Annotated in this window: 21 protein-coding genes and 1 tRNA gene; 9 read left to right on the top strand and 13 right to left on the bottom strand. The window is 68.7% G+C overall.

Features of this window, described 5'->3' with window-relative positions; genetic code table 11:
• On the bottom strand, nucleotides 1–395 hold a 395-nt coding region (locus RM1_RS11960; protein WP_072751542.1), incomplete at its 3' end, for a thioredoxin family protein.
• Nucleotides 392–1,171, bottom strand: coding sequence for an LmeA family phospholipid-binding protein (locus RM1_RS11955; RefSeq protein ID WP_072751560.1), 780 nt, complete (start codon nucleotides 1,169–1,171; stop codon nucleotides 392–394). The genes RM1_RS11960 and RM1_RS11955, both read right to left, overlap by 4 nt.
• Before the next feature lie 129 nt (nucleotides 1,172–1,300).
• On the opposite strand from RM1_RS11955, the gene RM1_RS11950 reads away from it, so the two are divergent.
• The 6 genes from RM1_RS11950 to pstB all read left to right on the top strand — a co-directional run bounded on the left by RM1_RS11950 (nucleotide 1,301) and on the right by pstB (nucleotide 7,339).
• Nucleotides 1,301–2,071 (top strand): winged helix-turn-helix transcriptional regulator, encoded by a 771-nt coding sequence (locus tag RM1_RS11950; protein WP_072751541.1) that lies wholly within the window; start codon nucleotides 1,301–1,303, stop codon nucleotides 2,069–2,071.
• A gap of 164 nt (nucleotides 2,072–2,235) precedes the next feature.
• Nucleotides 2,236–3,141 (top strand): mycothiol synthase, encoded by a 906-nt coding sequence (gene mshD / locus RM1_RS11945; protein WP_072751540.1) that lies wholly within the window; start codon nucleotides 2,236–2,238, stop codon nucleotides 3,139–3,141.
• 208 nt (nucleotides 3,142–3,349) lie between these two features.
• A complete protein-coding gene (gene pstS, locus RM1_RS11940) occupies nucleotides 3,350–4,471 on the top strand; it encodes a phosphate ABC transporter substrate-binding protein PstS (protein ID WP_072751539.1) in 1,122 nt (373 codons plus the stop codon).
• Between the two features lie 53 nt (nucleotides 4,472–4,524).
• Nucleotides 4,525–5,574, top strand: a complete 1,050-nt coding sequence (pstC, locus tag RM1_RS11935; RefSeq protein ID WP_027503385.1) for a phosphate ABC transporter permease subunit PstC — start codon at nucleotides 4,525–4,527, stop codon at nucleotides 5,572–5,574.
• 1 nt (nucleotide 5,575) lies between these two features.
• The gene (gene pstA, locus RM1_RS11930) at nucleotides 5,576–6,481 is read left to right on the top strand and encodes a phosphate ABC transporter permease PstA (RefSeq protein WP_027503384.1); all 906 of its coding nucleotides are present in this window, start codon (nucleotides 5,576–5,578) and stop codon (nucleotides 6,479–6,481) included.
• Between the two features lie 81 nt (nucleotides 6,482–6,562).
• On the top strand, nucleotides 6,563–7,339 hold the full coding sequence (gene pstB / locus RM1_RS11925) for a phosphate ABC transporter ATP-binding protein PstB (protein WP_027503383.1): 777 nt from the start codon (nucleotides 6,563–6,565) through the stop codon (nucleotides 7,337–7,339).
• Between the two features lie 76 nt (nucleotides 7,340–7,415).
• Here the strand turns inward: pstB and RM1_RS11920 are convergent, their stop codons facing one another.
• The 7 genes from RM1_RS11920 to RM1_RS11890 all read right to left on the bottom strand — a co-directional run bounded on the left by RM1_RS11920 (nucleotide 7,416) and on the right by RM1_RS11890 (nucleotide 15,002).
• Complete coding sequence (locus tag RM1_RS11920) at nucleotides 7,416–8,402, bottom strand: endonuclease/exonuclease/phosphatase family protein (protein WP_072751538.1); 987 nt, start codon at nucleotides 8,400–8,402, stop codon at nucleotides 7,416–7,418.
• 124 nt (nucleotides 8,403–8,526) lie between these two features.
• A complete protein-coding gene (phoU, locus tag RM1_RS11915; protein ID WP_027503381.1) occupies nucleotides 8,527–9,201 on the bottom strand; it encodes a phosphate signaling complex protein PhoU in 675 nt (224 codons plus the stop codon).
• A gap of 93 nt (nucleotides 9,202–9,294) precedes the next feature.
• Entirely contained in the window at nucleotides 9,295–11,253 is a 1,959-nt protein-coding gene (locus tag RM1_RS11910; protein ID WP_072751537.1) for an LCP family protein, read from the bottom strand.
• A gap of 138 nt (nucleotides 11,254–11,391) precedes the next feature.
• Entirely contained in the window at nucleotides 11,392–12,549 is a 1,158-nt protein-coding gene (gene dusB, locus RM1_RS11905) for a tRNA dihydrouridine synthase DusB (protein WP_072751536.1), read from the bottom strand.
• 69 nt (nucleotides 12,550–12,618) lie between these two features.
• On the bottom strand, nucleotides 12,619–13,578 hold the full coding sequence (locus RM1_RS11900; RefSeq protein ID WP_072751535.1) for an acyl-ACP desaturase: 960 nt from the start codon (nucleotides 13,576–13,578) through the stop codon (nucleotides 12,619–12,621).
• Nucleotides 13,579–13,837: 259 nt separating this feature from the next.
• Nucleotides 13,838–14,440, bottom strand: coding sequence for a DUF937 domain-containing protein (locus RM1_RS11895; RefSeq protein ID WP_072751534.1), 603 nt, complete (start codon nucleotides 14,438–14,440; stop codon nucleotides 13,838–13,840).
• A gap of 109 nt (nucleotides 14,441–14,549) precedes the next feature.
• Nucleotides 14,550–15,002 (bottom strand): hypothetical protein, encoded by a 453-nt coding sequence (locus RM1_RS11890; protein ID WP_072751559.1) that lies wholly within the window; start codon nucleotides 15,000–15,002, stop codon nucleotides 14,550–14,552.
• A 150-nt stretch (nucleotides 15,003–15,152) separates the two neighbouring features.
• On the opposite strand from RM1_RS11890, the gene RM1_RS11885 reads away from it, so the two are divergent.
• Nucleotides 15,153–15,761 carry a hypothetical protein gene (locus RM1_RS11885; protein WP_072751533.1) on the top strand — a complete coding sequence of 203 codons (609 nt, stop codon included), beginning with the start codon at nucleotides 15,153–15,155 and terminating at the stop codon, nucleotides 15,759–15,761.
• Nucleotides 15,762–15,771: 10 nt separating this feature from the next.
• Here the strand turns inward: RM1_RS11885 and RM1_RS11880 are convergent, their stop codons facing one another.
• Complete coding sequence (locus RM1_RS11880; protein ID WP_072751532.1) at nucleotides 15,772–16,647, bottom strand: LysR family transcriptional regulator; 876 nt, start codon at nucleotides 16,645–16,647, stop codon at nucleotides 15,772–15,774.
• Between the two features lie 113 nt (nucleotides 16,648–16,760).
• On the opposite strand from RM1_RS11880, the gene RM1_RS11875 reads away from it, so the two are divergent.
• Nucleotides 16,761–17,996: an MFS transporter gene (locus tag RM1_RS11875; RefSeq protein ID WP_072751558.1), complete on the top strand. Its 1,236-nt coding sequence runs from the start codon at nucleotides 16,761–16,763 to the stop codon at nucleotides 17,994–17,996.
• Here RM1_RS11875 and RM1_RS11870 read toward each other — a convergent pair.
• From RM1_RS11870 to RM1_RS11865, 3 genes are all read right to left on the bottom strand, one after another.
• Entirely contained in the window at nucleotides 17,971–18,354 is a 384-nt protein-coding gene (locus RM1_RS11870) for an SPW repeat domain-containing protein (RefSeq protein WP_072751557.1), read from the bottom strand. The two genes, RM1_RS11875 and RM1_RS11870, sit on opposite strands and share 26 nt — an antisense overlap.
• Before the next feature lie 128 nt (nucleotides 18,355–18,482).
• Nucleotides 18,483–18,632 (bottom strand): hypothetical protein, encoded by a 150-nt coding sequence (locus RM1_RS26400; RefSeq protein ID WP_169922313.1) that lies wholly within the window; start codon nucleotides 18,630–18,632, stop codon nucleotides 18,483–18,485.
• A gap of 88 nt (nucleotides 18,633–18,720) precedes the next feature.
• A tRNA-Lys gene (locus RM1_RS11865) sits at nucleotides 18,721–18,796 on the bottom strand.
• Between the two features lie 56 nt (nucleotides 18,797–18,852).
• Between RM1_RS11865 and RM1_RS11860 the strand changes: the two genes are divergently transcribed.
• On the top strand, nucleotides 18,853–19,974 hold the full coding sequence (locus tag RM1_RS11860; RefSeq protein ID WP_245816248.1) for a magnesium transporter CorA family protein: 1,122 nt from the start codon (nucleotides 18,853–18,855) through the stop codon (nucleotides 19,972–19,974).
• Nucleotides 19,975–20,018 lie beyond the last annotated feature (44 nt).

The following is a 20,018-nucleotide window of genomic DNA, read 5'->3' as shown; positions in this document are numbered from 1 at the left end:
GACACCCGGTACCGCTGTACCCCAGCGGCGTCGAAAATGAACGTGGTCGGCAGCGACAGGACACCGAGTTCGGCTGCGAGCGCGGGGTTCTCGTCGATGTCGACCTCGATCTCCACGGCCCGCGTCGTGCCCGGGTCGAGTTCCCCGTCGAGCGTCTCGAGGACCTGCCCGATCACCCGCCGGACGGCCGCGCATGGCCCGCACCAGTCGGCGGAGAAGTGCAGGACCGCGGGGCCCGCACCCGCGACCCCGGCCTCGGCCAGCAGGGCCCGGCGGGTGTCGGAGCCGGAATCGGACGGGGCGGTGGCCCGCACCGCGCCCGATCGGGCCCGCAGCACCAGCCCCGCCGCCGCAGCCGCGACGAGGACCAGAGCGAGGACGAGCAGGCCGGTCACGGTGCCTGCAGATCGTCGAGGTTGATCACCACGTTCTCGCCGGTGCCCTCGATCACGACCTGCGATCCCTCCGCGTAGACCTTGGTGGGCAGCACGCCGAAGGGCAGCTGCTGGGCCTCGACGGTGCGGGTGAACAGCCCGAGCACGGCCGGCTTGAACGGTGCGGGGACGGTGAAGTCCGCCTTGCCCTCGGGGCCGAAGTAGAGGTCGGTCGCGACGATCTTGACGTCCTCGCCGTCGAGCAGCAGGTCGGCCTGCACGCTGACGGCCGCCGACAGCGGTCCGATCGGAACCGTGCCGGTCAGCACCACGCCTCCGGAGGTGGTCATCCCTGAACCGCCGGATCCGCCGGTGCCGTCGGACTTGTCCGCAGGCGGTGCGGACACCTGGAGGTCGGGGATCCCGAGGAACTGGCCGAGTGCGGTGGCGTCGATCAGGATCCGCCCGTCGAGCTGGTCGACGGGAACTGTCTTGACGCTGCCGTTCACCAGGTCGGATGCGGGAATGTTCACCCCACGCAGGTTCGCCTCGATGGTGACCTCGCCGAGAATCTGGCTGTCGACGCCCTGCGCGCGGATCTCGACATTGTCGTATTTGCCGTTCACGGCCTGGGTGAGGAAGGGGAAACCGCCGATGGTCACAGCTGGGTCCGAATTCAGCTGGCCGCCCTCGCGCAGGCTCCGCGAGACCCGATACTCGGAGTAGGCGGCAGCGCCGAAGTCGACGACCACCGCGAGCGCCACGAGCAACACCAGGCTGAGAATCAGTTTCCGCACCGCACCATTGTTGCTGACCGGAACGGGGCTGTGTGGGGTGCCCGCCGAGCGCGACACGTTAGTCTGTTCGAGTATCGCGTCACTGTCGGCCGTGCCCGGGCACATGAAACGGCGAGAAGGGGAGGCCGCGTGGAGCTGCTCCTGCTGACCTCGGACCCACACCCTGAGTCGGTGCTGCCTTCACTTGCGCTCCTGGCACATACCGTGCGACCTGCCCCGACCGAAGTCGCCTCGCTGCTCGAGGCCGGATCCGCCGACGTCGCGCTCGTCGACGCCAGGACCGATCTGGCCGCCGCGCGCGGCCTGTGCCGGCTGCTCGGCAGCACCGGGTCCGCGGTTCCCGTTGTGGCGGTTCTCACCGAGGGCGGACTGGTCGCGGTGAACGCGGACTGGGGCCTCGACGACATCCTGCTGCCCGGCACCGGGCCCGCCGAGCTCGACGCCCGGCTCCGGCTCCTCGTGGGGCGCAGCGGCGGCGTCGCCAGCCCGGAGAGCTCCGGCAAGATCACGCTCGGCGAGTTGGTCATCGACGAGGGCACCTACACGGCGCGGCTGCGTGGCCGCCCGCTCGACCTCACCTACAAGGAGTTCGAGCTCCTCAAGTACCTCGCGCAGCACGCGGGCCGCGTGTTCACCCGTGCGCAGCTGCTGCAGGAGGTCTGGGGTTATGACTTCTTCGGCGGCACCCGCACGGTGGACGTGCACGTGCGACGGCTCCGCGCCAAGCTCGGCCCGGAATACGAGGCCCTCATCGGCACCGTCCGCAACGTCGGCTACAAGGCCGTGCGGCCCAGCCGCAAGTCGGGCACCGCGCCCCAGCCCGCCGACGACCAGAGTGACGACGACGGCGGCGCGGTCGACGATTCGGAGCTGACGCCTGCCAACGGGACGGTCCTTTAGTGACCCGCGCCCGAAGTCTTCTCGCGGTTGCCAGGGCCCACGCGGCGCCTCGCTGCGTTGTCGAAGTCCCAGGTAGAACCCCGCTACCTGGGACTCCTCCGCCTTGCGATGCATCCACGTGGATCCCCGGCAACCATCAATTGACTTCGGGAGCGAGGCACTAGATGCCAGAGGCGGCCAGGAGCTGGTTCTATCTGCTCGACGACGACCAGGTCGCGCAGGTCCACGGTGTGCTGGACCGCGCGCTCGCTGCGGACGGGACCGCGCCGCTCTCCGAGCAGGCCGTGCACCACATCGCCGGTAAATCGGAACTGTCGCGGCACCTGCTGTGGACGCTCGACGATTCGATCGTCGGCTATGCGAGTCTCGAACCGCCCCACGGGGAGCACCCGGCGATGGTGGAGGTCGCCGTCGACCCGGCTCATCGGGGAACCAGGATCGGCCGGGGGCTGGTCAGGGAGGCCCTGGCGAAGGGCGGCGAGGGCGCCCGGGTCTGGGCCCACGGCGACCTGCCCGCCGCCCGTGCCGTCGCCGCGCACCTCGGCCTGCGTCCCGTCCGCGAGCTGTTGCAGCTACGTCGACCGCTGGACCGGCCGGAGCTGCCGGACGTCGCCGTTCCCGACGGCGTGATCCTGCGGACCTACGCGGGGCCCGAGGACGACGCCGAGTTGCTGCGCGTCAACGCCGCCGCCTTCGACTGGCATCCCGAGCAGGGATCGTGGACCGACAGGGAGATCGCCGAGCGGCGCGCCGAATCGTGGTTCGACCCCGAGGGCCTGTTCATCGCGGCCGACGCGGAGACCGGCGCCTTCCTGGGATTCCACTGGACCAAGGTGCACCCGGCGACGTCCGAATCGGGCGAACTCGGCGAGGTGTACGTGGTGGCGGTCGACCCGGCGGCGCAGGGCAGGGGCCTCGGTCGACTGCTCACCGTCGCGGGTCTGCGCTACCTGCGCGAGCGGGGCCTCGGGACCGTGCTGCTGTACACCGAGGCGGACAACGTCGCCGCGCTGCACACGTACGAGCGGCTCGGATTCGAGCGGTTTCACGTGGACGTCGCCTACGCCTGACGGGCTGTTTGCCGTGGTACGGGGTGAGATCTGCCTCACCCGGCCATGAGTTCACCCTCCGTTCACCATTCTGGGACGCTCTGTCCACCACCTGCCCCTACCTTTCTCGTTGGGCGGCGCCGTGCTGCCTGGTGCAGCGCTGACGCGGACTGCGCCACGGAACACCGCCCGACACGGGCGTGAAGTTGAGCCTCCCGGAGGAAATAGCGTGAACCTCAAGCGCAGTGCTGCGATGTTCGGTGTGCTGGCCGCAGGTGCCATGGCCCTGACCGCGTGCGGCAGCGACGACAACTCCGCCTCCGGCACGACGGTGGACACCTCCGCCTCGAACGCCGCCTGTGAGGGCAAGGACACGCTGTCCGCGGCGGGTTCCTCCGCGCAGAAGAACGCGATGGACGCCTTCACCTCCACCTACATCGCCGTGTGCAAGGACAAGGGCAAGACCGTCAACGTCGCCTACAACCCCAGCGGCTCCGGCGACGGGCGCACCCAGTTCATCGCCAAGCAGATCGACTTCGCCGGCTCCGACTCCGCCATCAAGGCCGAGCAGGCTGCCGCTGCCAAGGAGCGTTGCGCGGGCAACGACGCCTGGAACCTGCCGCTCGTCTTCGGCCCGGTCGCCCTCGCCTACAACATCGACGGCGTCGACAACCTGACGCTCAACGGCGAGGTCATCGCCAAGATCTTCAACGGCGGCATCAAGAAGTGGAACGACCCGGCCATCGCCGCGCTCAACAGCGGCGCCACCCTGCCGGACCAGGACATCACCGTGATCGTCCGCTCCGACTCCTCGGGCACCACCGACAACTTCCAGCAGTACCTGACCACCGCCTCGAAGGGCGCGTGGACCCAGGGCGCCGGCTCCGACTTCAAGGGCGGCATCGGTGAGGGCGCCAAGGGTTCGGCAGGCGTCGCGCAGGCCGTCGCGGGCGCGCCCGGCTCGATCACCTACGTCGAGAAGTCCTTCGCGGACCAGAACAAGCTCAAGGCCGCCCAGATCGACAGCGGCGCGGGCGCGGTTGCGCTGACCGAGGACTCGGCGAGCAAGGCGATCGAGGGCGCGGCCTTCAAGACCGAGGGCGTCGGCGACCTGACTCTCGACCTGAACTCGATCTACGGCACCACCGAGGCGGGCGCATACCCGCTGGTCCTGGCCACCTACGAGATCGTCTGCTCCAAGGGCTACGACGCCGACACCTCCGCGGCCGTCAAGTCGTTCCTGACCAGCGCCGCCAACGAGGGCCAGTCGGAGCTGTCCGCGCAGGGCTACGTGCCGCTGCCCGCCACGGTCAAGGACAAGCTGAACGCGTCCATCTCGGCCATCGGCTGAGTGTTCCGACCGGTCCAGGCTCTATATTCAAACGAAGAAGATTGCGAGCGCAGATGAGCGACGCGCCCACCCAATCGGCACCTCGCACCCCCACCCCCGGTGATGCCGGGGCCGGGGTGGGCGGTCCGCTCGGAACACCGGAGGCACCGATCACTCCAACACCTGCAGCCTCGTCCAAGACGGTGACGCGCCCGGGTGACCGGGTCTTCACCTCGATGGCGACCGGCTCGGCCGTGTTCATCTCGGTGCTGATCGCCGCGATCGGTGCGTTCCTGGTGTGGCGGGCGGTGCCCGCACTCGCCCGCAACGAGGTGAACTTCCTCACCAGCAGCGCTTGGGACACCGACAACATCAACAGCATGGCGTTCGGCGTCCTGGATCTGTTCCAGGTCACCGTGCTCGTGTCGGTGTTCGCCCTTGTGCTGGCGATGCCGGTGGCGCTCGGCATCGCGATCTTCCTCACCGAGTACTCGCCGAAGCAGCTCGCGCGGCCGCTGGCGTACGTGATCGACCTGCTGGCCGCCGTGCCGTCGATCGTGTACGGCCTGTGGGGCCTGCTGATCTTCGCCCCCGCGATCAAGCCGCTGGCCGTCTGGCTCAACGAGAACCTGTCGTGGATCCCGTTGTTCGCCACCGGCTCCGGCTCGATCGCGGGCGGCGGCACGATCTTCACCGCGGGCATCGTGCTCGCGGTGATGATCCTGCCGATCATCACCGCGGTCACCCGTGAGGTCTTCGTGCAGACCCCGACCTCCCAGATCGAGGCGGCGCTGGCGCTCGGCGCCACCAAGTGGGAGGTCGTCAAGACCACCATCATCCCGTTCGGGAAGTCCGGCTACATCAGCGGTTCCATGCTCGGCCTCGGCCGGGCGCTCGGCGAGACGATGGCGCTCTACATGATCCTGCGCACCACCTCGAAGGCGTTCGGATGGTCGCTGTTCGACAGCGGTTCCACCATCGCCTCGAAGATCGCGCTCGGCTACGCCGAGTTCAACAACGAGATCCAGGCCGGCGCCTACATCGCGGTCGGCCTCGTGCTGTTCATCCTGACCTTCGTGGTCAACGCAGCGGCCCGCGCCGCGATCGCCGGAAAGAGGGCCTGACATGACGGTGACCCTCGATCGACCCGTCAAGAAGCCGACCTTCCAGGGTGTCAGCGGGCGGCGACGCTTCGCCGACATGACGGCGGCGGTGCTGGTGACCCTCGCGGTGCTGGTCGCGCTGGTGCCGCTGGTGTGGGTGCTCTACACCGTGATCGTCCGCGGCCTGCCCGCGATGACCAGCGCGACCTGGTTCACCAACTCGTTCAGCGGCCTGTCCGCCTCCGCCACCGGCGGCGGCATCTACCACGCCTTGATCGGAACCCTGATCCAGGGACTGGTGTGCGCCGCGCTGTCGATCCCGCTCGGGCTGTTCGTCGCCATCTACCTGGTGGAGTACGCGGGCCCGTCGAAGCTGGGCAGGCTCACCACGTTCATGGTCGACATCCTCAGCGGTGTCCCGTCCATCGTGGCCGCGCTGTTCATCTACGCCCTGTGGATCGCGACCTTCGGCTTCCCCAAGTCCGCGTTCGCGGTGTCGCTGGCGCTGGTCCTGCTGATGGTCCCCGTGGTCGTCCGCAGCACCGAGGAGATGCTCCGAATCGTGCCGCAGGATCTGCGCGAGGCCTCCTACGCGCTCGGCGTGCCGAAGTGGAAGACGATCATGCGGATCGTCGTCCCCACCGCGCTGCCTGGCATCATCACCGGCGTCATGCTGGCCCTTGCCCGCGTGCTCGGCGAGACCGCGCCGCTGCTGATCCTGGTCGGCTACGCGCCCTTCATCAACTTCGACATGTTCAACGGCGAGATGGGGTCGCTGCCCGGCGTCATGGTCGCCGAGATGAACAACCCGACCGACGCGGGCGCCAGCCGTATCTGGGGCGCGGCGCTCACGCTGATCATGCTGATCGCGGTGCTGAACATCGCGGCGAAGGCGATCGGTCACCTCTCCCGGGTCAGGAGCAAGTGATCACGATGAGGGCAGGAGCGAAGCCTGCGCAGCGACCGAATCTCAGTACAACGCTCACACAACCCCGAGGGAGCCACCACCATGGCCAAGCGTCTTGATCTCAAGGACGTCAACATCTACTACGGCAAGTTCCACGCCGTCGCGGATGTGGGTCTGTCCGTGCCCCCGCGCAACGTGACCGCCTTCATCGGCCCCTCCGGTTGCGGCAAGTCGACGGTGCTGCGCTCGCTCAACCGCATGCACGAGGTCACCCCCGGTGCTCGCGTCGAGGGCGCCATCCTGCTCGACGGCGAGGACATCTATGGCTCGCAGGTCGACCCGGTCGGCGTCCGCCGCACCATCGGCATGGTGTTCCAGCGTCCGAACCCGTTCCCCACCATGTCGATTCGTGACAACGTTGTGGCCGGGCTGAAGCTGCAGGGGGTGCGCAACAAGAAGCAGCTCGACGAGGTCGCCGAGCAGTCGCTGCGCGGCGCCAACCTGTGGAACGAGGTCAAGGACCGTCTCGACAAGCCCGGTGGCGGGCTCTCCGGCGGCCAGCAGCAGCGTCTGTGCATCGCCCGCGCGATCGCGGTCTCGCCCGACGTGCTGCTCATGGACGAGCCGTGCTCGGCGCTCGACCCGATCTCGACGCTGGCCATCGAGGACCTGATCACGGAGCTGAAGAAGGACTTCACCATCGTGATCGTCACGCACAACATGCAGCAGGCCGCCCGGGTCAGCGATCAGACCGCGTTCTTCAATCTCGAGGCCACCGGCAAGCCGGGCCGGCTCGTCGAGATCGACGACACCGAGAAGATCTTCTCGAACCCGACGCAGAAGGCCACCGAGGACTACATCTCCGGCCGCTTCGGATAGCCGGCGGTCGAACGGGCTGTTCTCGGACGACGCTCTCGGGCGATGCTCCGATAACAGCCCGTTCGCGCGTGTTGCATCACCGTGCGGCGTCGTCCACCAGCCGGATGTCGGCGATCACGCCATGGTGGTCCGAGCCGGCGATGGAGACGCGTTCGAGGCCGGTCGCGACCGCGCCCTTGGTGATGACGCGGTCGATCCCCACCAGCGCCGGATACCACCGGTGGGCCGGCATCGTCGGGACAAGTCCGGCTCCCACCTGGTCTGCGGCGTCGGCGTAGCCGGCGGTGAGCAGCGCACGGTACTGGCGTTGGGAGTAGCTCGCGTTGAAGTCTCCACTGGCGATGACGTTGTCGCGTTCGGCGGCGTTCGCGAACTCGGCGCCGAGGTCGCGCAGTTCGCCCGCCCACATCGGCGCGGGGAACAGGTACGCGGGCGCAGGGTGAACGGCGAACAGCGTCACGGGTTCTCGCAGCCCCACGTCCAGGTCCGCCGCCAGATTGGCGGACAGGTATCCGTCGAGGACCCGGGTGTTCGACAGCGGGTAGCGGCTGTAGATTCCGCCGCCGAGGCCGTTCGGCCCGTATGAGATCGCGAACCGGTGGGGCAGCAGGTCGTCGAGCCCGGCGGCTCCCAGCCCGTCGACGGCCTCGTCGGTCAGTTCCTGCACGGTGAGGACGTCCACGTCACGGTCCCGCACCAGATCCGTCAACAGGTCCGGATCCGCCTGTCCCAGTTTGACGTTGGCCTGCAGAACCCGCAACGGCGGACCGTCCGCGTCCGGGGAGCCGGCGCCCGTGCCCGCGACGTACAGCGGTCCGAGCAGCCACGCCCCGAGCGCGCACACGACGAGACACCCACATTGGGCGGCCCACTGGCGGGCGATCGTCGCGACGACCGCGCCAAGCAGGGCTGTTCCGATCAGAACCGGGGTCCAACCGGCCAACAGGACGACGAATCGGACCTCCACCGTGACGAGCGACGCCAGCAGCGCCGCCGCGCCCAGCAGGCCGCAGGCCGCGGCGAACACACCCGCCGAACGCCGGTAGATCTCGGATGAGGTCACGGATCGATCATGCCCGGTGGTCGCCGAGGTGGACCGTGAAGGCCACGGGCACACCATCGACAGACGCCCCGACCGGGAACCGGTCGGGGCGTCTGTGTCGGTGGTCGGGTTCGACCCGGTGCGGTCAGGACTCCAGCGAGGTGGTCTCGTCGGGGTCGACGGGCATCTTGCCGGTGACCAGGAAGATGACGCGCCGGGCGACCTCGACCGCGTGATCTGCGAAGCGCTCGTAGAACCGTCCGAGCAGGGTCACGTCGACGGCCGCGGCCACGCCGTGCTTCCACTCCCGGTCCATCAGGACGCTGAAGAGGTGGCGGTGCAGATCGTCCATCGCGTCGTCCTCCTCGCGGAGCTTCGCGGCCCGCTCGGGGTCGCGGGTCTCGAGGACCTCACGCGCGCCTGCCCCGAGTGCGACCGCAATCCGGCCCATCTCGGCGAAGTAGCCGTTGACCTCCTCGGGGAGCACGTGGTTCGGATGTCGGCGGCGCGCGATCTTGGCCACGTGCAGCGCCAACGCCCCCATCCGGTCGATGTCCGAGACGATCTGGATTCCGCTGACCACGGACCGGAGGTCACCGGCAACCGGCGCCTGCAACGCGAGCAGGGCGAACGCCCGCTCCTCGCAGGCGACACTGAGCTCGGTGATCTGGTCGTGATCGCTGATGACCTGCTCGGCGAGCGACAGGTCGGCCTGCAGCAGCGACTGCGTCGCCCGCTCCATCGCCGCGCCAGCCAGGCCCGCCATCTCGCCGAGCATGTCGGCGAGCTCGGTCATCTGTTCGTTGTAAGCCACGCGCATGGAATCAAAGCCTACGGTGTGTGGGATACCAAGTCACGGTCATTGGGTTAACGCGGCATGAATGACGGTGCACGTCAGGGGGGTAAATGCCCGTTATGCGCAGGAATCGTCTGCCGCATTGGTGAACGCCAGATCGGCGGGCAGGGTGTCGGCGGCTGAGGCGCTCTTCGGGGCCAGCGTCGGGGTCAGCGGGGCGCCGACGGACTTGGGCTGGGCGACCTCCCCGGAGAAGCTCGACCCGAGCACCACCTCGACGATGCCGCCCAGATCGGTGGACTCCTGCAGCACCGCACCGGGGAGGGAGGACGCCACCGTCGCCGCCTCCGCCTCGAGCCCGGGGGAGTAGCGGACCAGCGTGTTCGTGCTGGTGCCGCTGTAGTTCCCGACGCTGTAGATCTGGAATCCGTACGCGCCGAGGTCGTCGGCGGCGGTGGCGGCGAGCCCGGTGACACCGGACCCGTTGGACACCTGCAGCGAGACGTCGGTCGGGGTGACCGCCTCGAGCGCAGGCGGCGCGGGCGCGGCGGGCTTCGGGGCCGCGTGCGTGGAGGAGGGGGGCGCTTCCTTGCGCTCCTCGCCCGGCAGCGGTTCGTCGTCGATGATCGCCTGGAAGATCGCGTCGATGTCGTCCTGGCGGGGGATCTCGTTGCCCAGCTCGTTGGTGCCCGCGGTGGGGACGGTGAGGAACGTGACCGCGCCCGCGTCCACGTTCTGCAGCGACCGGCCCAGCATCACGAGCGACTTGGTGTCGATGTTCTGGACGAACGTGTCGCGGGTGAAGGCGTTGATGAAGCCGTTGAGCTTGCCCGGGTCGAACAGCACCTTGTTGGACAGCGCCCCGCGCAGCAGCGAGGAGAGGAACATCTGCTGGCGCTTGATCCGGCCGTAGTCTCCGTTGCCCTCGGCCTCGACCTTGCGGGCACGGACGTAGTTCAGCGCGGTGGCGCCGTCGATCGTCTGCTTGCCCGGGTTCGGCAGTACGGTTCCGAGCTCCCCGTCGATCAGGGGTGTGGTCGTGCAGACCTCCACCCCGCCGACCTGGTTGACCATCGACTCGAAACCGGAGAAGTCCATGGCCACGAAGTGGCCGATCTTGAGGCCCGACATCTTCTGGATCACCTTGACCAGGCACTTCGGCCCGCCGAACGCGTACGCCGAGTTGAGCTTGTCGTTGTCCGCCGCCGGGTTCATCTCGGTCGAGTACTGGCCCGTGTCGCTGTTCCAGTCCGCGCAACTGGGCCGAGCGATGTCCAGGTCGCGGGGGAACGACACCGCGACGACCCGGCTGCGGTCCGCCGGGATGTTGACCAGGATCACCGTGTCGGCGCGGGCGCCCTCGGCATCGGCGACCGAACCGGCACCAACGCCGCCGTTCGCACCCGCCCTGGTGTCGGTGCCGACGATCAGGTAGGTCTCGTCGCCGGTCTGCCCGCCCGGGTCGACGACGTCGGTGCTGTCGAGATCGAGCGCGGCCACCTGGCTGAAGCCGTTGTCGGTGTTGCGCAGGTAGCCCCAGGCGACACCGGTGATCCCGACGGAGGCAGCCGCGGCCACCGCGACGGCGCTGCGGCCGAGCACCCGCCACCGTTTCTGCTTGCGGCTCTTGCTCGCGGAGAGCCGGGTCTCGCCCGGCGCGCCGACGCGGGCCGGCTCACCGACGGCTGGACCGACGTGTTCGGGTTCCGCCCGGCGCAACCAGCCGGTGGTCGGCGCGGCAGGCGGGTCGGGCACCGGATCCTGCCGCGGGCGGGCGGGCGGTAGCGGCGACATCGCGGGGGTCTTCATCCTGCCGCTGTCGGCCGGGGGCGGGCTGACACGGTTCACCAGGTCGGAGACAGACAGCCGCTCGGTGTGCTCACCGGGCTCGCTGTGCCTGTGGCCGATCCGGCCGCTGTCGGTCCGCTGCTGGTCGGGCGGGCCGGATTCCGGCCGGTTGGGGGTGGGCGGCTGCTGCGACTCGGGCCGGTGCTGGGGCCGGCTCACGTGTGAGAGCGGTCGTTCCCAGGGAGCGCGACCTTCAGGCACTGGGCCCGGAGTCTGATCGTCGCTCACCTACTTGAACCCTGCCTCTCACATCTGCGCTCACCGCCACACCGGACGGTCACAACATGATACTTACCGGGACTTCTGGTTCCACTCAAGCTATAGCGCCGCAGGATCGGTGCCGGTGCAGCGATCGGACTGCACTGGTCAGCCGCCCGAATGCATGAGATCGGCGCCGGCGGGCACGAGGCAGTCCTCCGGATCGTCGAGCCAACCCTCGGGCAGGGAGACCTTGCCGGGCGACCCCTGGCGCCCGCGCGGACCCTCGGCGTCCTTGGGGAAGGGCACCGTCGGGTCGAGCTGGGCGAGGAGGTCGTCGAGCTCGGTGAGGGTGGACACCATCGCCATCGCCACCCGCATCTCCGACCCGGCAGGGAAGCCACGGAGATACCAGGCGACGTGCTTGCGCAGCTCCCGCAGGCCCTTGTCCTCGCCGTGGTGGTCGGCCAGGAGCTCTGCGTGCCGCCGGATGATGGACGCGACCTCGCCGAGGGTGGGCGGAGTCGGTTCGGGGGTGCCTGCGAGAGCGGCGCTCAGCTCGGCGAACAGCCAGGGCCTGCCGAGGCAGCCGCGGCCGACGACGACGCCGTCGCAGCCGGTCTCCGCCATCATCCGGACCGCGTCCTCCGCGGCGAAGATGTCGCCGTTGCCGAGGACCGGGACGTCGGTGACGTGTTCCTTGAGCCGGGCGATCTCGTTCCAGTCCGCGGTGCCCGAATACCGCTGGGCGGCGGTGCGGGCGTGCAGGGCCACCGCGGCCGCGCCCTCGCCGGCGGCGATGCGTCCCGCGTCCAGGTGGGTGTGGTGCTCGTCGTCGATGCCGACCCGGAACTTCACGGTGACCGGGATGTCGGTGCCCTCCGTCGCGCGGACCGCGGCAGCGACGATCTGGCCGAACAGGGTGCGCTTGTACGGGAGGGCCGCGCCGCCGCCCTTGCTGGTCACCTTGGGAACCGGGCAGCCGAAGTTCATGTCGATGTGGTCGGCCATGTTCTCGTCGACGATCATCTTCGCGGCGGCGTAGGTGGTCGCCGGGTCCACGGTGTACAGCTGCAGCGACCGCGGCGTCTCGGTCGGCCCGAACGTGGTCATGTGCAGGGTCGCGGGCTGGCGCTCGACCAGCGCCCGCGCGGTCACCATCTCGCAGACGTACAGGCCCGAGGTGCTGCCCGACCGCTCGAGTTCGAGCTCGCGGCACAGGGTGCGGAACGCCACGTTCGTGATGCCCGCCATCGGGGCGAGCACGACGGGGCTACGCAGCTCCAACGAGCCGATTCGGAGGTGCTGGCCGGCGGGTGATGACATTCGATACCTCGATAGAAAGGGCTGTGCCCGGTACCTGTTTCGGTACCGGGCACAGAATAGCTGGCGCTGTCAGGAAGCCTGCTGCTCGCGCTTGGCGGCCTCGCGGGCCAGCATGCGGTCGCGCTGCTCCTCGAACTTGACGGCCTGCCCCTCGAGCTTCTCGAGGAACTTGGCCAGGTCCTCGCGGGTCTTCTCGCCGTCGGCGGTGAAGTCGGTGCGGTCGAAGATGTTCCACTTGCGGAGCACCGGCATCACCACCTCCTCGAGGTGCTGACGCAGGTCGTAGATGCCGTGCTTGGCCATCAGTACGCCGTTACGACGGAAGTTGGGCATGCCTGCGCCGGGCATCTGGAAGTTCTGGATGACCTCGTTGATCGATCGCAGCGTCTGGTCGGGCGCCAGGTCGAGGGCAGCGCCGCAGATGTTGCGGTAGAAGATCATGTGCAGGTTCTCGTCCGCCGCGATGCGCTGCAGCATCTTGTCGGCGATGGGCTCGTTGCAGGCCTTGCCGGTGTTGCGGTGCGAGACGCGGGTCGCGAGTTCCTGGAACGTCACGTAGGAGACGGAGTGCAGCAGGCCTGCGGCGCCGCCGTCGGGGAGCGACGAGTAGCCGTTGGTCATGTGCTCCATGCGGAAGCGCTCGAGTTCGACGGGGTCGACGGCGCGGGTCACGACGAGGTAGTCGCGCATCACGATGCCGTGCCGGTTCTCCTCGGCGGTCCAGCGGCCGACCCAGGTGCCCCAGGCGTGATCCATCGAGAAGTTCTCGGCGATCTCGCGGTGGTAGGAGGGCAGGTTGTCCTCGGTGAGCAGGTTGGTGATCATGGCCGCGCGCGCGACCTCGTCGAGCTGCGACTGCTCGATGTCCCAGTCGTCGCCGCCCATCGCGGCGAAGTTGCGGCCCTCGTCCCACGGGACGTAGTCGTGGGGGTGCCATTCCTTGGCCATGGAGATATGCCGATTGACGTTCTCCTCAGCAACCTGCGCCAGCTCCTGAAGCAGTTCGAGTTGGGTCAGATCCCTGGCCATACGCATGCCCTCCAAGTGTCGTCCGAAATCGGCTCAACGTAGCCTACGGGACCGTAACCACGTTGTGAATCGTTTGAAAGGCTCACAGCCTGGGAATTTCCCGCCGGACATGGGTCAGCCCCCTTCCGGCTCATCGGCCCCGTCCGGCGTTTCGTTACACGCGCGGGTCGGGGGAGATGCCGTGCGGATTCCCGCCGCCGAGAACAGAGATGGCGGCGTCCCGATCGGGACGCCGCCATCTCGGTAGAGATCGTGTTGACTACTTGCGCCCGCCGCCGAGGAGGCCGCCGAGCAGGTCGCCGAGGCCGCCGGCCGCACCGCCGCCCCCCGCACCGCCCAGGATGCTGCCGAGGACGTTTCCGAGGCCGCCCGCGGACTGTCCGCCTCCGCCGAGCAGGCCGCCGAGCAGGTCGCCGATGCCGCCGCCGGACTGGGCCTGCGCGGGCGCCGCCGCGCCGCCTCCTGAGAACTGCTTGGCGATGAACGCCAGCACGATGGGGGCCAGGATCGGGAGCAGCTTGCCGACGAGGTTGCTGTCACCGGCACCGCCCGTGTTGCCCAGCGCGCTGATCACCTGGTTCTTGTTGTCACCGAACACGTTGTTGACGATCTTCTCGCCGTCGGCCTCATCGACCTGGTCGATGTCGACGCCGCCGGTGAGCAGGGCCGGATCGGAGTGCTGCGCGAGAGCGGATTCCAGCGACGCGGCACCCGCCGGGTCTTGGGCGTTCGCCTCGAGGCCTCCGACAAGGGTCGGGATGGCCGTCTTCACCGCCGCGGTAGCGGTCTCCTCGTCGACCCCGAGCTTGGCAGCGATCTGGCTGATCGGGATCTGGGACAAAAGGTCGTCAAGTGATGCCATGAGTGCCCGCCTCTTCGTGGACGCCCTTTTGTCGAGTGTCCGGGTGCGTCCGACACTAGTGACCGTTCCGGCAGGTTGGGAGGAGCGGCGCGCGGACCGGCGCGTCGATTCAGACGGTCGCGGAGGCCTTTTCGCGCGGGACGAGGCACGCGAGCAGCGCCACGACGAGCCCGCCCGCAACGAGATTGAGGCCCATCTGATTGCTCAACAGGTTCGACGCATTGTCGCGGAACTCGTCGCCGAAGCGTTCATTGACCCGAAAGAAGAACGCGGCCAGGGTGATCACACCGACGATGACGCCGACCCAGCCGAGCGCCCTCGAGCCGACGAGCGCGCTGAGCAGGAGGAGCACCGCCGAGGCCACCAGCAGCATCGCCATCGACTTGTAGAACGTCACCGACTGATCGCCGAGTTGTTCGAGTGCCCAGCCTGCGGGGAATCCGTTTATCAGGTCGCGGATCTCGACCTCGGTCGGCGTGACTTCCTGCATGATCGGCAGGAACGCACCGATGCCGACAGCGAGCCCGCACAGCATCAGGACGAAGTGGACCCAGGTTCGCATGGCGCTCTCCCTCGGGATCGGATCGGGTGTCACGCGTGCTCGACTCACGGTAACAACACGCACGGTCCGCCGCTGGCGGAACCCGGGCGATGCGAGCAGGATTCACGCCGAGGGCGACACCATGCGACGTCTCGAGGAGGACGGTGCGACATGAGCGAGGAGAACGCCACCACCGGTACGGCACCGGAAGGGAAGGGGGGCCTGCCCGGCTGGGCGAGAAAGGTGATCGCCGGGCTGATTCTCGCTGTCGTCCTGGTGATCACGTACTTCATCCTGGCCGCGTTCCTGCCGCGATGGTGGGCCCAACAGGCCGGGGCGTTGTCGTCGGGCAGTTTCACGAGGGGCATCGCATGGGGGCTGATGTACGGCGTGCTGTGCACGGCGGTGCCGCTGTTGCTGTTCTACCTGGCCTGGCGGGTCCGCGGCAGGAAGCACAGCCGCGTCGTGCAGGTGGTGGCGGTGATCCTGGGAATCATTGCAGCGCTGCCGAACCTGCTGACCCTCACGGTGGTGTTCGGGGGGAACACCGCCGCGCACGCGGGGGAGCGGATCCTCGACGTGGACGCGCCCGGATTCCGGGGTGCGTCGCTGGTCGGCGCGATCATCGGGGCGTTGGCCTTCGCGGTGTTCGTCGCGCGCAGCGTGTCCTACCGGCGCCGTGGGGCGGAGCTGGCCAGGATGCGCGGGGAGGAAAGGGCACGCCGAGAAGCGGTCGCGACGGACGCGGAGGTCGCGTCGAGCCCGGACGAGCAGGGCTGACTCCCGCGGCTCATGCCCGGCGGGCGACGAAGTCGCGAAAGCGCCGGACCGGCGGTGTGAGCGGGCGGTCCCGGACCCAGATCATCCCGATCTCACGCGCCGCACGCGCGCCGCGGATCGGGATGACCACGATCCCGTCGGGCCAGCGGGCCCCCTGCGCGACCGGGACCAGCGCCACTCCCAGCCCGGCGGACACCAGCCCCGTCGTCGTGGCGAGTTCACTGCTCTCGAAGACGATCTCGGGCGTGAATCCGGCCCCCTCCGTGGCCTCGTCGAGGAGCCGTCGCATGCCGAAGTCGGGATGCATGGCGATGAACGGCTCGTCGGCAGCGTCACCAAGGCCGATGGCGGCCCGGCCGGCAAGGCGATGTCCGGTGGGAACCGCGAGCGCGAGGGGCTGGCGGCTCAGCAGCAACCACTGCAGATCGGCGGCGTCCGGTCGGGGCGAGACCACGGCCAGATCGGCGTCGCCGGACTTGACCCGTTCGCCGAGGAGCCCGGCCGCGCCCTGATGCAGGGCGAACCGGACCTGCGGCGCCTCGGCGCGGAAGCCCCGGATCAGATCGGGGATCAGCCAGGTGCCGAACGAGTGCAGGAAGTCGAGTCGCACGGTGCCTGCCGAGGGGCTGGTCATGGCGGCTATCCGCTCCTCGGCGCTTGTGAGTTCCCGCAGGGCGCGCGAGGCGTGCTCGAACATCAAACGGCCGTGCTGGTTGAGGCGGAGACGGCGTCCGTGACGGTCGAACAGTTCCACGCCGAGCTGTCGCTCGAGCCGGGCCAACCGGCGGGACAACGTCGGTTGTGACAGACGCAGTATGTCGGCCGCGGAGGTCACCTGACCCTCCTCGGCGAGGACCACGAACCAATTCAGGTCGGCGGAGAGCATGGTCGGTCCGATCCCTTGACGACTACATATGTTCTATTCGCATATAGAACACCAAAAACTCTCATTATGTCGATAAGCGCGGACCGGTCAGGATGGACTTCGGAGGCCATCAGATGACCATGACGACGACACTCGCGGGGCGAGACGTACCGCACCGACGCGGATCCCCCGGCTACACCAGGACCACGCTCGCCCTGTTCGCGGCCGGGCTGACCACCTTCATCTCGATGTACTCGACGCAGGCGCTGCTGCCCGCGCTGGCAGCGGACTTCGCGGTGCCGCCCGGCACGGCCGCGCTCGCGGTCTCGGTGACCACCGGCGTGCTCGCGTTGGCCGTCATCCCGGCGAGCGTGCTCTCCGAGCGGTTCGGACGCACCAGGGTGATGATCTGGTCGGCCGTGCTGTCCTGCGCCGTCGGGCTGGTGCTGCCCCTCAGCCCGACGATCGAATGGCTGCTCGTCGGTCGTGTGGTCCAGGGGGTGGCCCTGGCGGGCATCCCGGCCGTGGCGATGGCGTATCTCGCCGAGGAGGTGCACGGCACGGATCTGGGGGCCGCGATGGGCCGGTACGTCGCAGGAACCACCATCGGTGGGCTCCTCGGCAGGCTGATCCCGTCCTCGGTGCTCGACATGAGCACCTGGCGGTGGGCGATGGAGGCGTCCGCGGTGGCCGCGTTGCTGCTGGCGGTCGTGATGGCCATGACGATGCCGGAGTCGCGCTTCTTTCGGCCGAAGCCGGTGAGCTGGGGGACCGTCACGGCCAACCTCGTTCTGCACCTGCGCAACCCGGATCTCAGGGTGCTGTTCGCGCTCGGATTCATCCTGATGGGCGGTTTCGTCTCCGCCTACAATTTCCTCGGTTTCCGGCTGCTGGCCCCGCCGTTCGATCTGACGGAGGCGGCGGTCGGCGCGGTCTTCCTGCTCTACCTCGCGGGGACGGTCACCGCCGCGGTTGCCGGTCGGCTGAGCGACCTGGTCGGCAGGCGATGGGTGCTCCTGGCGGCGGTGTGTGCGAGCGCGGTCGGTCTGGTGGTGACGCTGCCGGACCACCTCGCGCTGGTGCTGATCGGCATGCTGCTGTTCACCGGCGGGTTCTTCGCGGCGCACTCGGTGGCCAGCGGCTGGGTGGGTGCGCTCGCCACCGAGCACCGTGCGGAGGCGTCCTCGCTGTACCTGTGTGCCTACTACCTCGGCTCGAGCCTGGCCGCCGCCGGTGCCGGCCTCGCCTTCGGGTGGGGCGGATGGACGGCGACCGTGGCCTATGTCGGCGCGCTGTTGCTCGCCGCGATCTGGCTCTCGGTGGTGATGCTGCGGAGGGTCGAGGTCAGACGCGCTGACGCGTCCGCATGAGCGGCAGGCTGGCCTGCTGCCTGGCCGCGAGGCCGAGCGCCCCCGCCGCGGTCACGATCGCCCCCGCGGCCACGGACACGATCGCGGCCGCGGTCGTCCCGTTGGGGAAGTCCATCGCCAGCGGTGTGGCGAGCAGGAAGAGCCCGAGCGCGATGAGACCCCAATGGCTCGACCGCGATTCGGTGGTCATCGCCCACAGGCCTGCTGAGTAGGCGAGCAGGCCGAGGATGAGGATGGCGCCGGTGATCTGCCGGTAGCCGTGATCCGGCACCCACATGCTCAGGATCACGAGGGCGATCCCGGTCGCGACGACGACCATGTCGCGGCGTACCTCGCGGACGTGTTCGGAATCGCTCATCGCAGCCTCCCTGATGTGCGCCGCCACGCTCACCGGCCTATCGGAGCGTGACGTCACTCGCTTCCGGTGTCCCCATTCTGGACCCGCTGTGGGTGGGTGTCGAGCCGTGAATCGGATTCGGGAGGCACTCAGTCCAGGCCGGCTTTGCCCGAGGCCGGGCTGCTGAACAGGGGTTGCGGCGGGGCGGGCGTCGACCCCGGCGTCGGGGCCGAGCCCGTGAGGCTGATGGTCTCGGGGTGGCTGAAGAGGGGGACCGGGGGATCGACCATGTGTTCCATTGGGTGAGCATGCGCCAATCCGGCGCGGAAGGCCATCGACGCGCCGAGACGAAACCGGCCCCGCCGGGCGATTGCCCGGCGGGGCCGGTGGTGCCCCCAGTAGGGCTCGAACCTACGACCTGCGGATTAAAAGTCCGTAGCTCTACCAACTGAGCTATAGGGGCGCGGTGCAGAAGTCTAGTGGCTTCGCCGGGTCGGCGAGGACAGGACCCCGGCAACGGTGACCGCGCCGATCTCGGCCGCGTCGACGCCCGTTGGCGGCCGGGTGCGCGATGATGGCGGGGAGGTCATGGGAGGGCTGATGGAGAAGCCGCGAATCGACCCGGTTCAGGTGTCGTGCGAAGTCCGAAACCGGCTCTACCGGAAGGCGGTACTGGCGGGTTCGGATCTGCCGCTGGACGAGATCGCCTCGTACCGGTCGGACGAGGACGCGCTCATCTGGGTCGATCTGCTGGCCCCGTCGGTCGGCGACATCGTCGCGCTGTCCCCGTTGATCGGAGGCGCGGTGGCGTTGCATCCGTTGGCGGTGGAGGGAGCGATCACCGGACACCAGCGCCCCCGGCTGGTCAGGTTCCGCGATCACAGCATGTTGCGCACGCGCGCTGTGCGTTTCGATGCGAAGGCCGGTCGGCTCAGCGCCACCGACATCTCGATCTTCATCCTCGACCGCGCACTGATCACCATCCGGTCCGACGACCGTTTCGCGATCGACCCGATCCTCGAGGGCTGGGACGACAACCCGGATCTCGCGGGATTCGGTGTCGGCTTCCTGCTGCACACGGTCCTCGACGAGATCGTGGACGGGTATTTCATCGCCCTCGATGCCCTGGACGAGGAGATCCAGGGACTCGAGGACGAGCTGTTGGTCTCGGACAGCGCACAGAGCGCGGGACGGTCGAGGAACGCGGTCCAGCTGCAGAGCTTCACGCTCCGCAAGGCGGTGGTGCAGCTGTCACGGTCGGTGCTCCCGATGAACGAGGCCTTCAGCGCGCTGCTCCGGCAGGGCGCGCACGTGCTCGACGCCGAGATGACGCCCTACTACCAGGACATCTACGACCATGCCCTGCGCGCCACCGAACGAATCGACGGGCTGCGTGACACCATCGAGTCGATTCTCGCGACCCACCTTGCCATGCAGGGCAATTCGCTCAACGAGATCATGAAGAAGCTCACCGCCTGGGCCGCGATCATCGCCATTCCCACCGGGGTGACGGGCTACTTCGGTCAGAACATCCCGTTTCCCGGCTTCGGTCAGACGGAGGGGTTCTGGCTGAGCGCTGTCCTGCTGGTCGGGCTCGCCTCCGGGCTGTGGCTGAGTTTCAAGCGCCGCGACTGGCTGTGAACGAGCGCCGAATCGCACGGCGTGGAGAACGCAAACGGCTCGGG

The organism is Rhodococcus maanshanensis NBRC 100610 (assembly GCF_001894865.1).
GTDB classification, from domain to species: domain Bacteria; phylum Actinomycetota; class Actinomycetes; order Mycobacteriales; family Mycobacteriaceae; genus Rhodococcus_G; species Rhodococcus_G maanshanensis.
This window is presented reverse-complemented; position numbering and strand designations above follow the sequence as displayed.

What these genes read in the sequence shown, in the direction of transcription:
- mshD (WP_072751540.1), top strand. Translation starts at nt 2,236, where the DNA reads ATGCCAGAGGCGGCCAGGAGCTGGTTCTATCTGCTCGACGACGACCAG.
- phoU (WP_027503381.1), bottom strand. Translation starts at nt 9,201, where the DNA reads ATGCGCGTGGCTTACAACGAACAGATGACCGAGCTCGCCGACATGCTC.
- pstA (WP_027503384.1), top strand. Translation starts at nt 5,576, where the DNA reads ATGACGGTGACCCTCGATCGACCCGTCAAGAAGCCGACCTTCCAGGGT.
- pstB (WP_027503383.1), top strand. Translation starts at nt 6,563, where the DNA reads ATGGCCAAGCGTCTTGATCTCAAGGACGTCAACATCTACTACGGCAAG.
- RM1_RS26400 (WP_169922313.1), bottom strand. Translation starts at nt 18,632, where the DNA reads ATGGAACACATGGTCGATCCCCCGGTCCCCCTCTTCAGCCACCCCGAG.
- RM1_RS11875 (WP_072751558.1), top strand. Translation starts at nt 16,761, where the DNA reads ATGACCATGACGACGACACTCGCGGGGCGAGACGTACCGCACCGACGC.
- RM1_RS11890 (WP_072751559.1), bottom strand. Translation starts at nt 15,002, where the DNA reads ATGCGAACCTGGGTCCACTTCGTCCTGATGCTGTGCGGGCTCGCTGTC.
- dusB (WP_072751536.1), bottom strand. Translation starts at nt 12,549, where the DNA reads ATGTCATCACCCGCCGGCCAGCACCTCCGAATCGGCTCGTTGGAGCTG.
- RM1_RS11900 (WP_072751535.1), bottom strand. Translation starts at nt 13,578, where the DNA reads ATGGCCAGGGATCTGACCCAACTCGAACTGCTTCAGGAGCTGGCGCAG.
- RM1_RS11895 (WP_072751534.1), bottom strand. Translation starts at nt 14,440, where the DNA reads ATGGCATCACTTGACGACCTTTTGTCCCAGATCCCGATCAGCCAGATC.
- RM1_RS11870 (WP_072751557.1), bottom strand. Translation starts at nt 18,354, where the DNA reads ATGAGCGATTCCGAACACGTCCGCGAGGTACGCCGCGACATGGTCGTC.
- RM1_RS11880 (WP_072751532.1), bottom strand. Translation starts at nt 16,647, where the DNA reads ATGCTCTCCGCCGACCTGAATTGGTTCGTGGTCCTCGCCGAGGAGGGT.
- pstC (WP_027503385.1), top strand. Translation starts at nt 4,525, where the DNA reads ATGAGCGACGCGCCCACCCAATCGGCACCTCGCACCCCCACCCCCGGT.
- RM1_RS11885 (WP_072751533.1), top strand. Translation starts at nt 15,153, where the DNA reads ATGAGCGAGGAGAACGCCACCACCGGTACGGCACCGGAAGGGAAGGGG.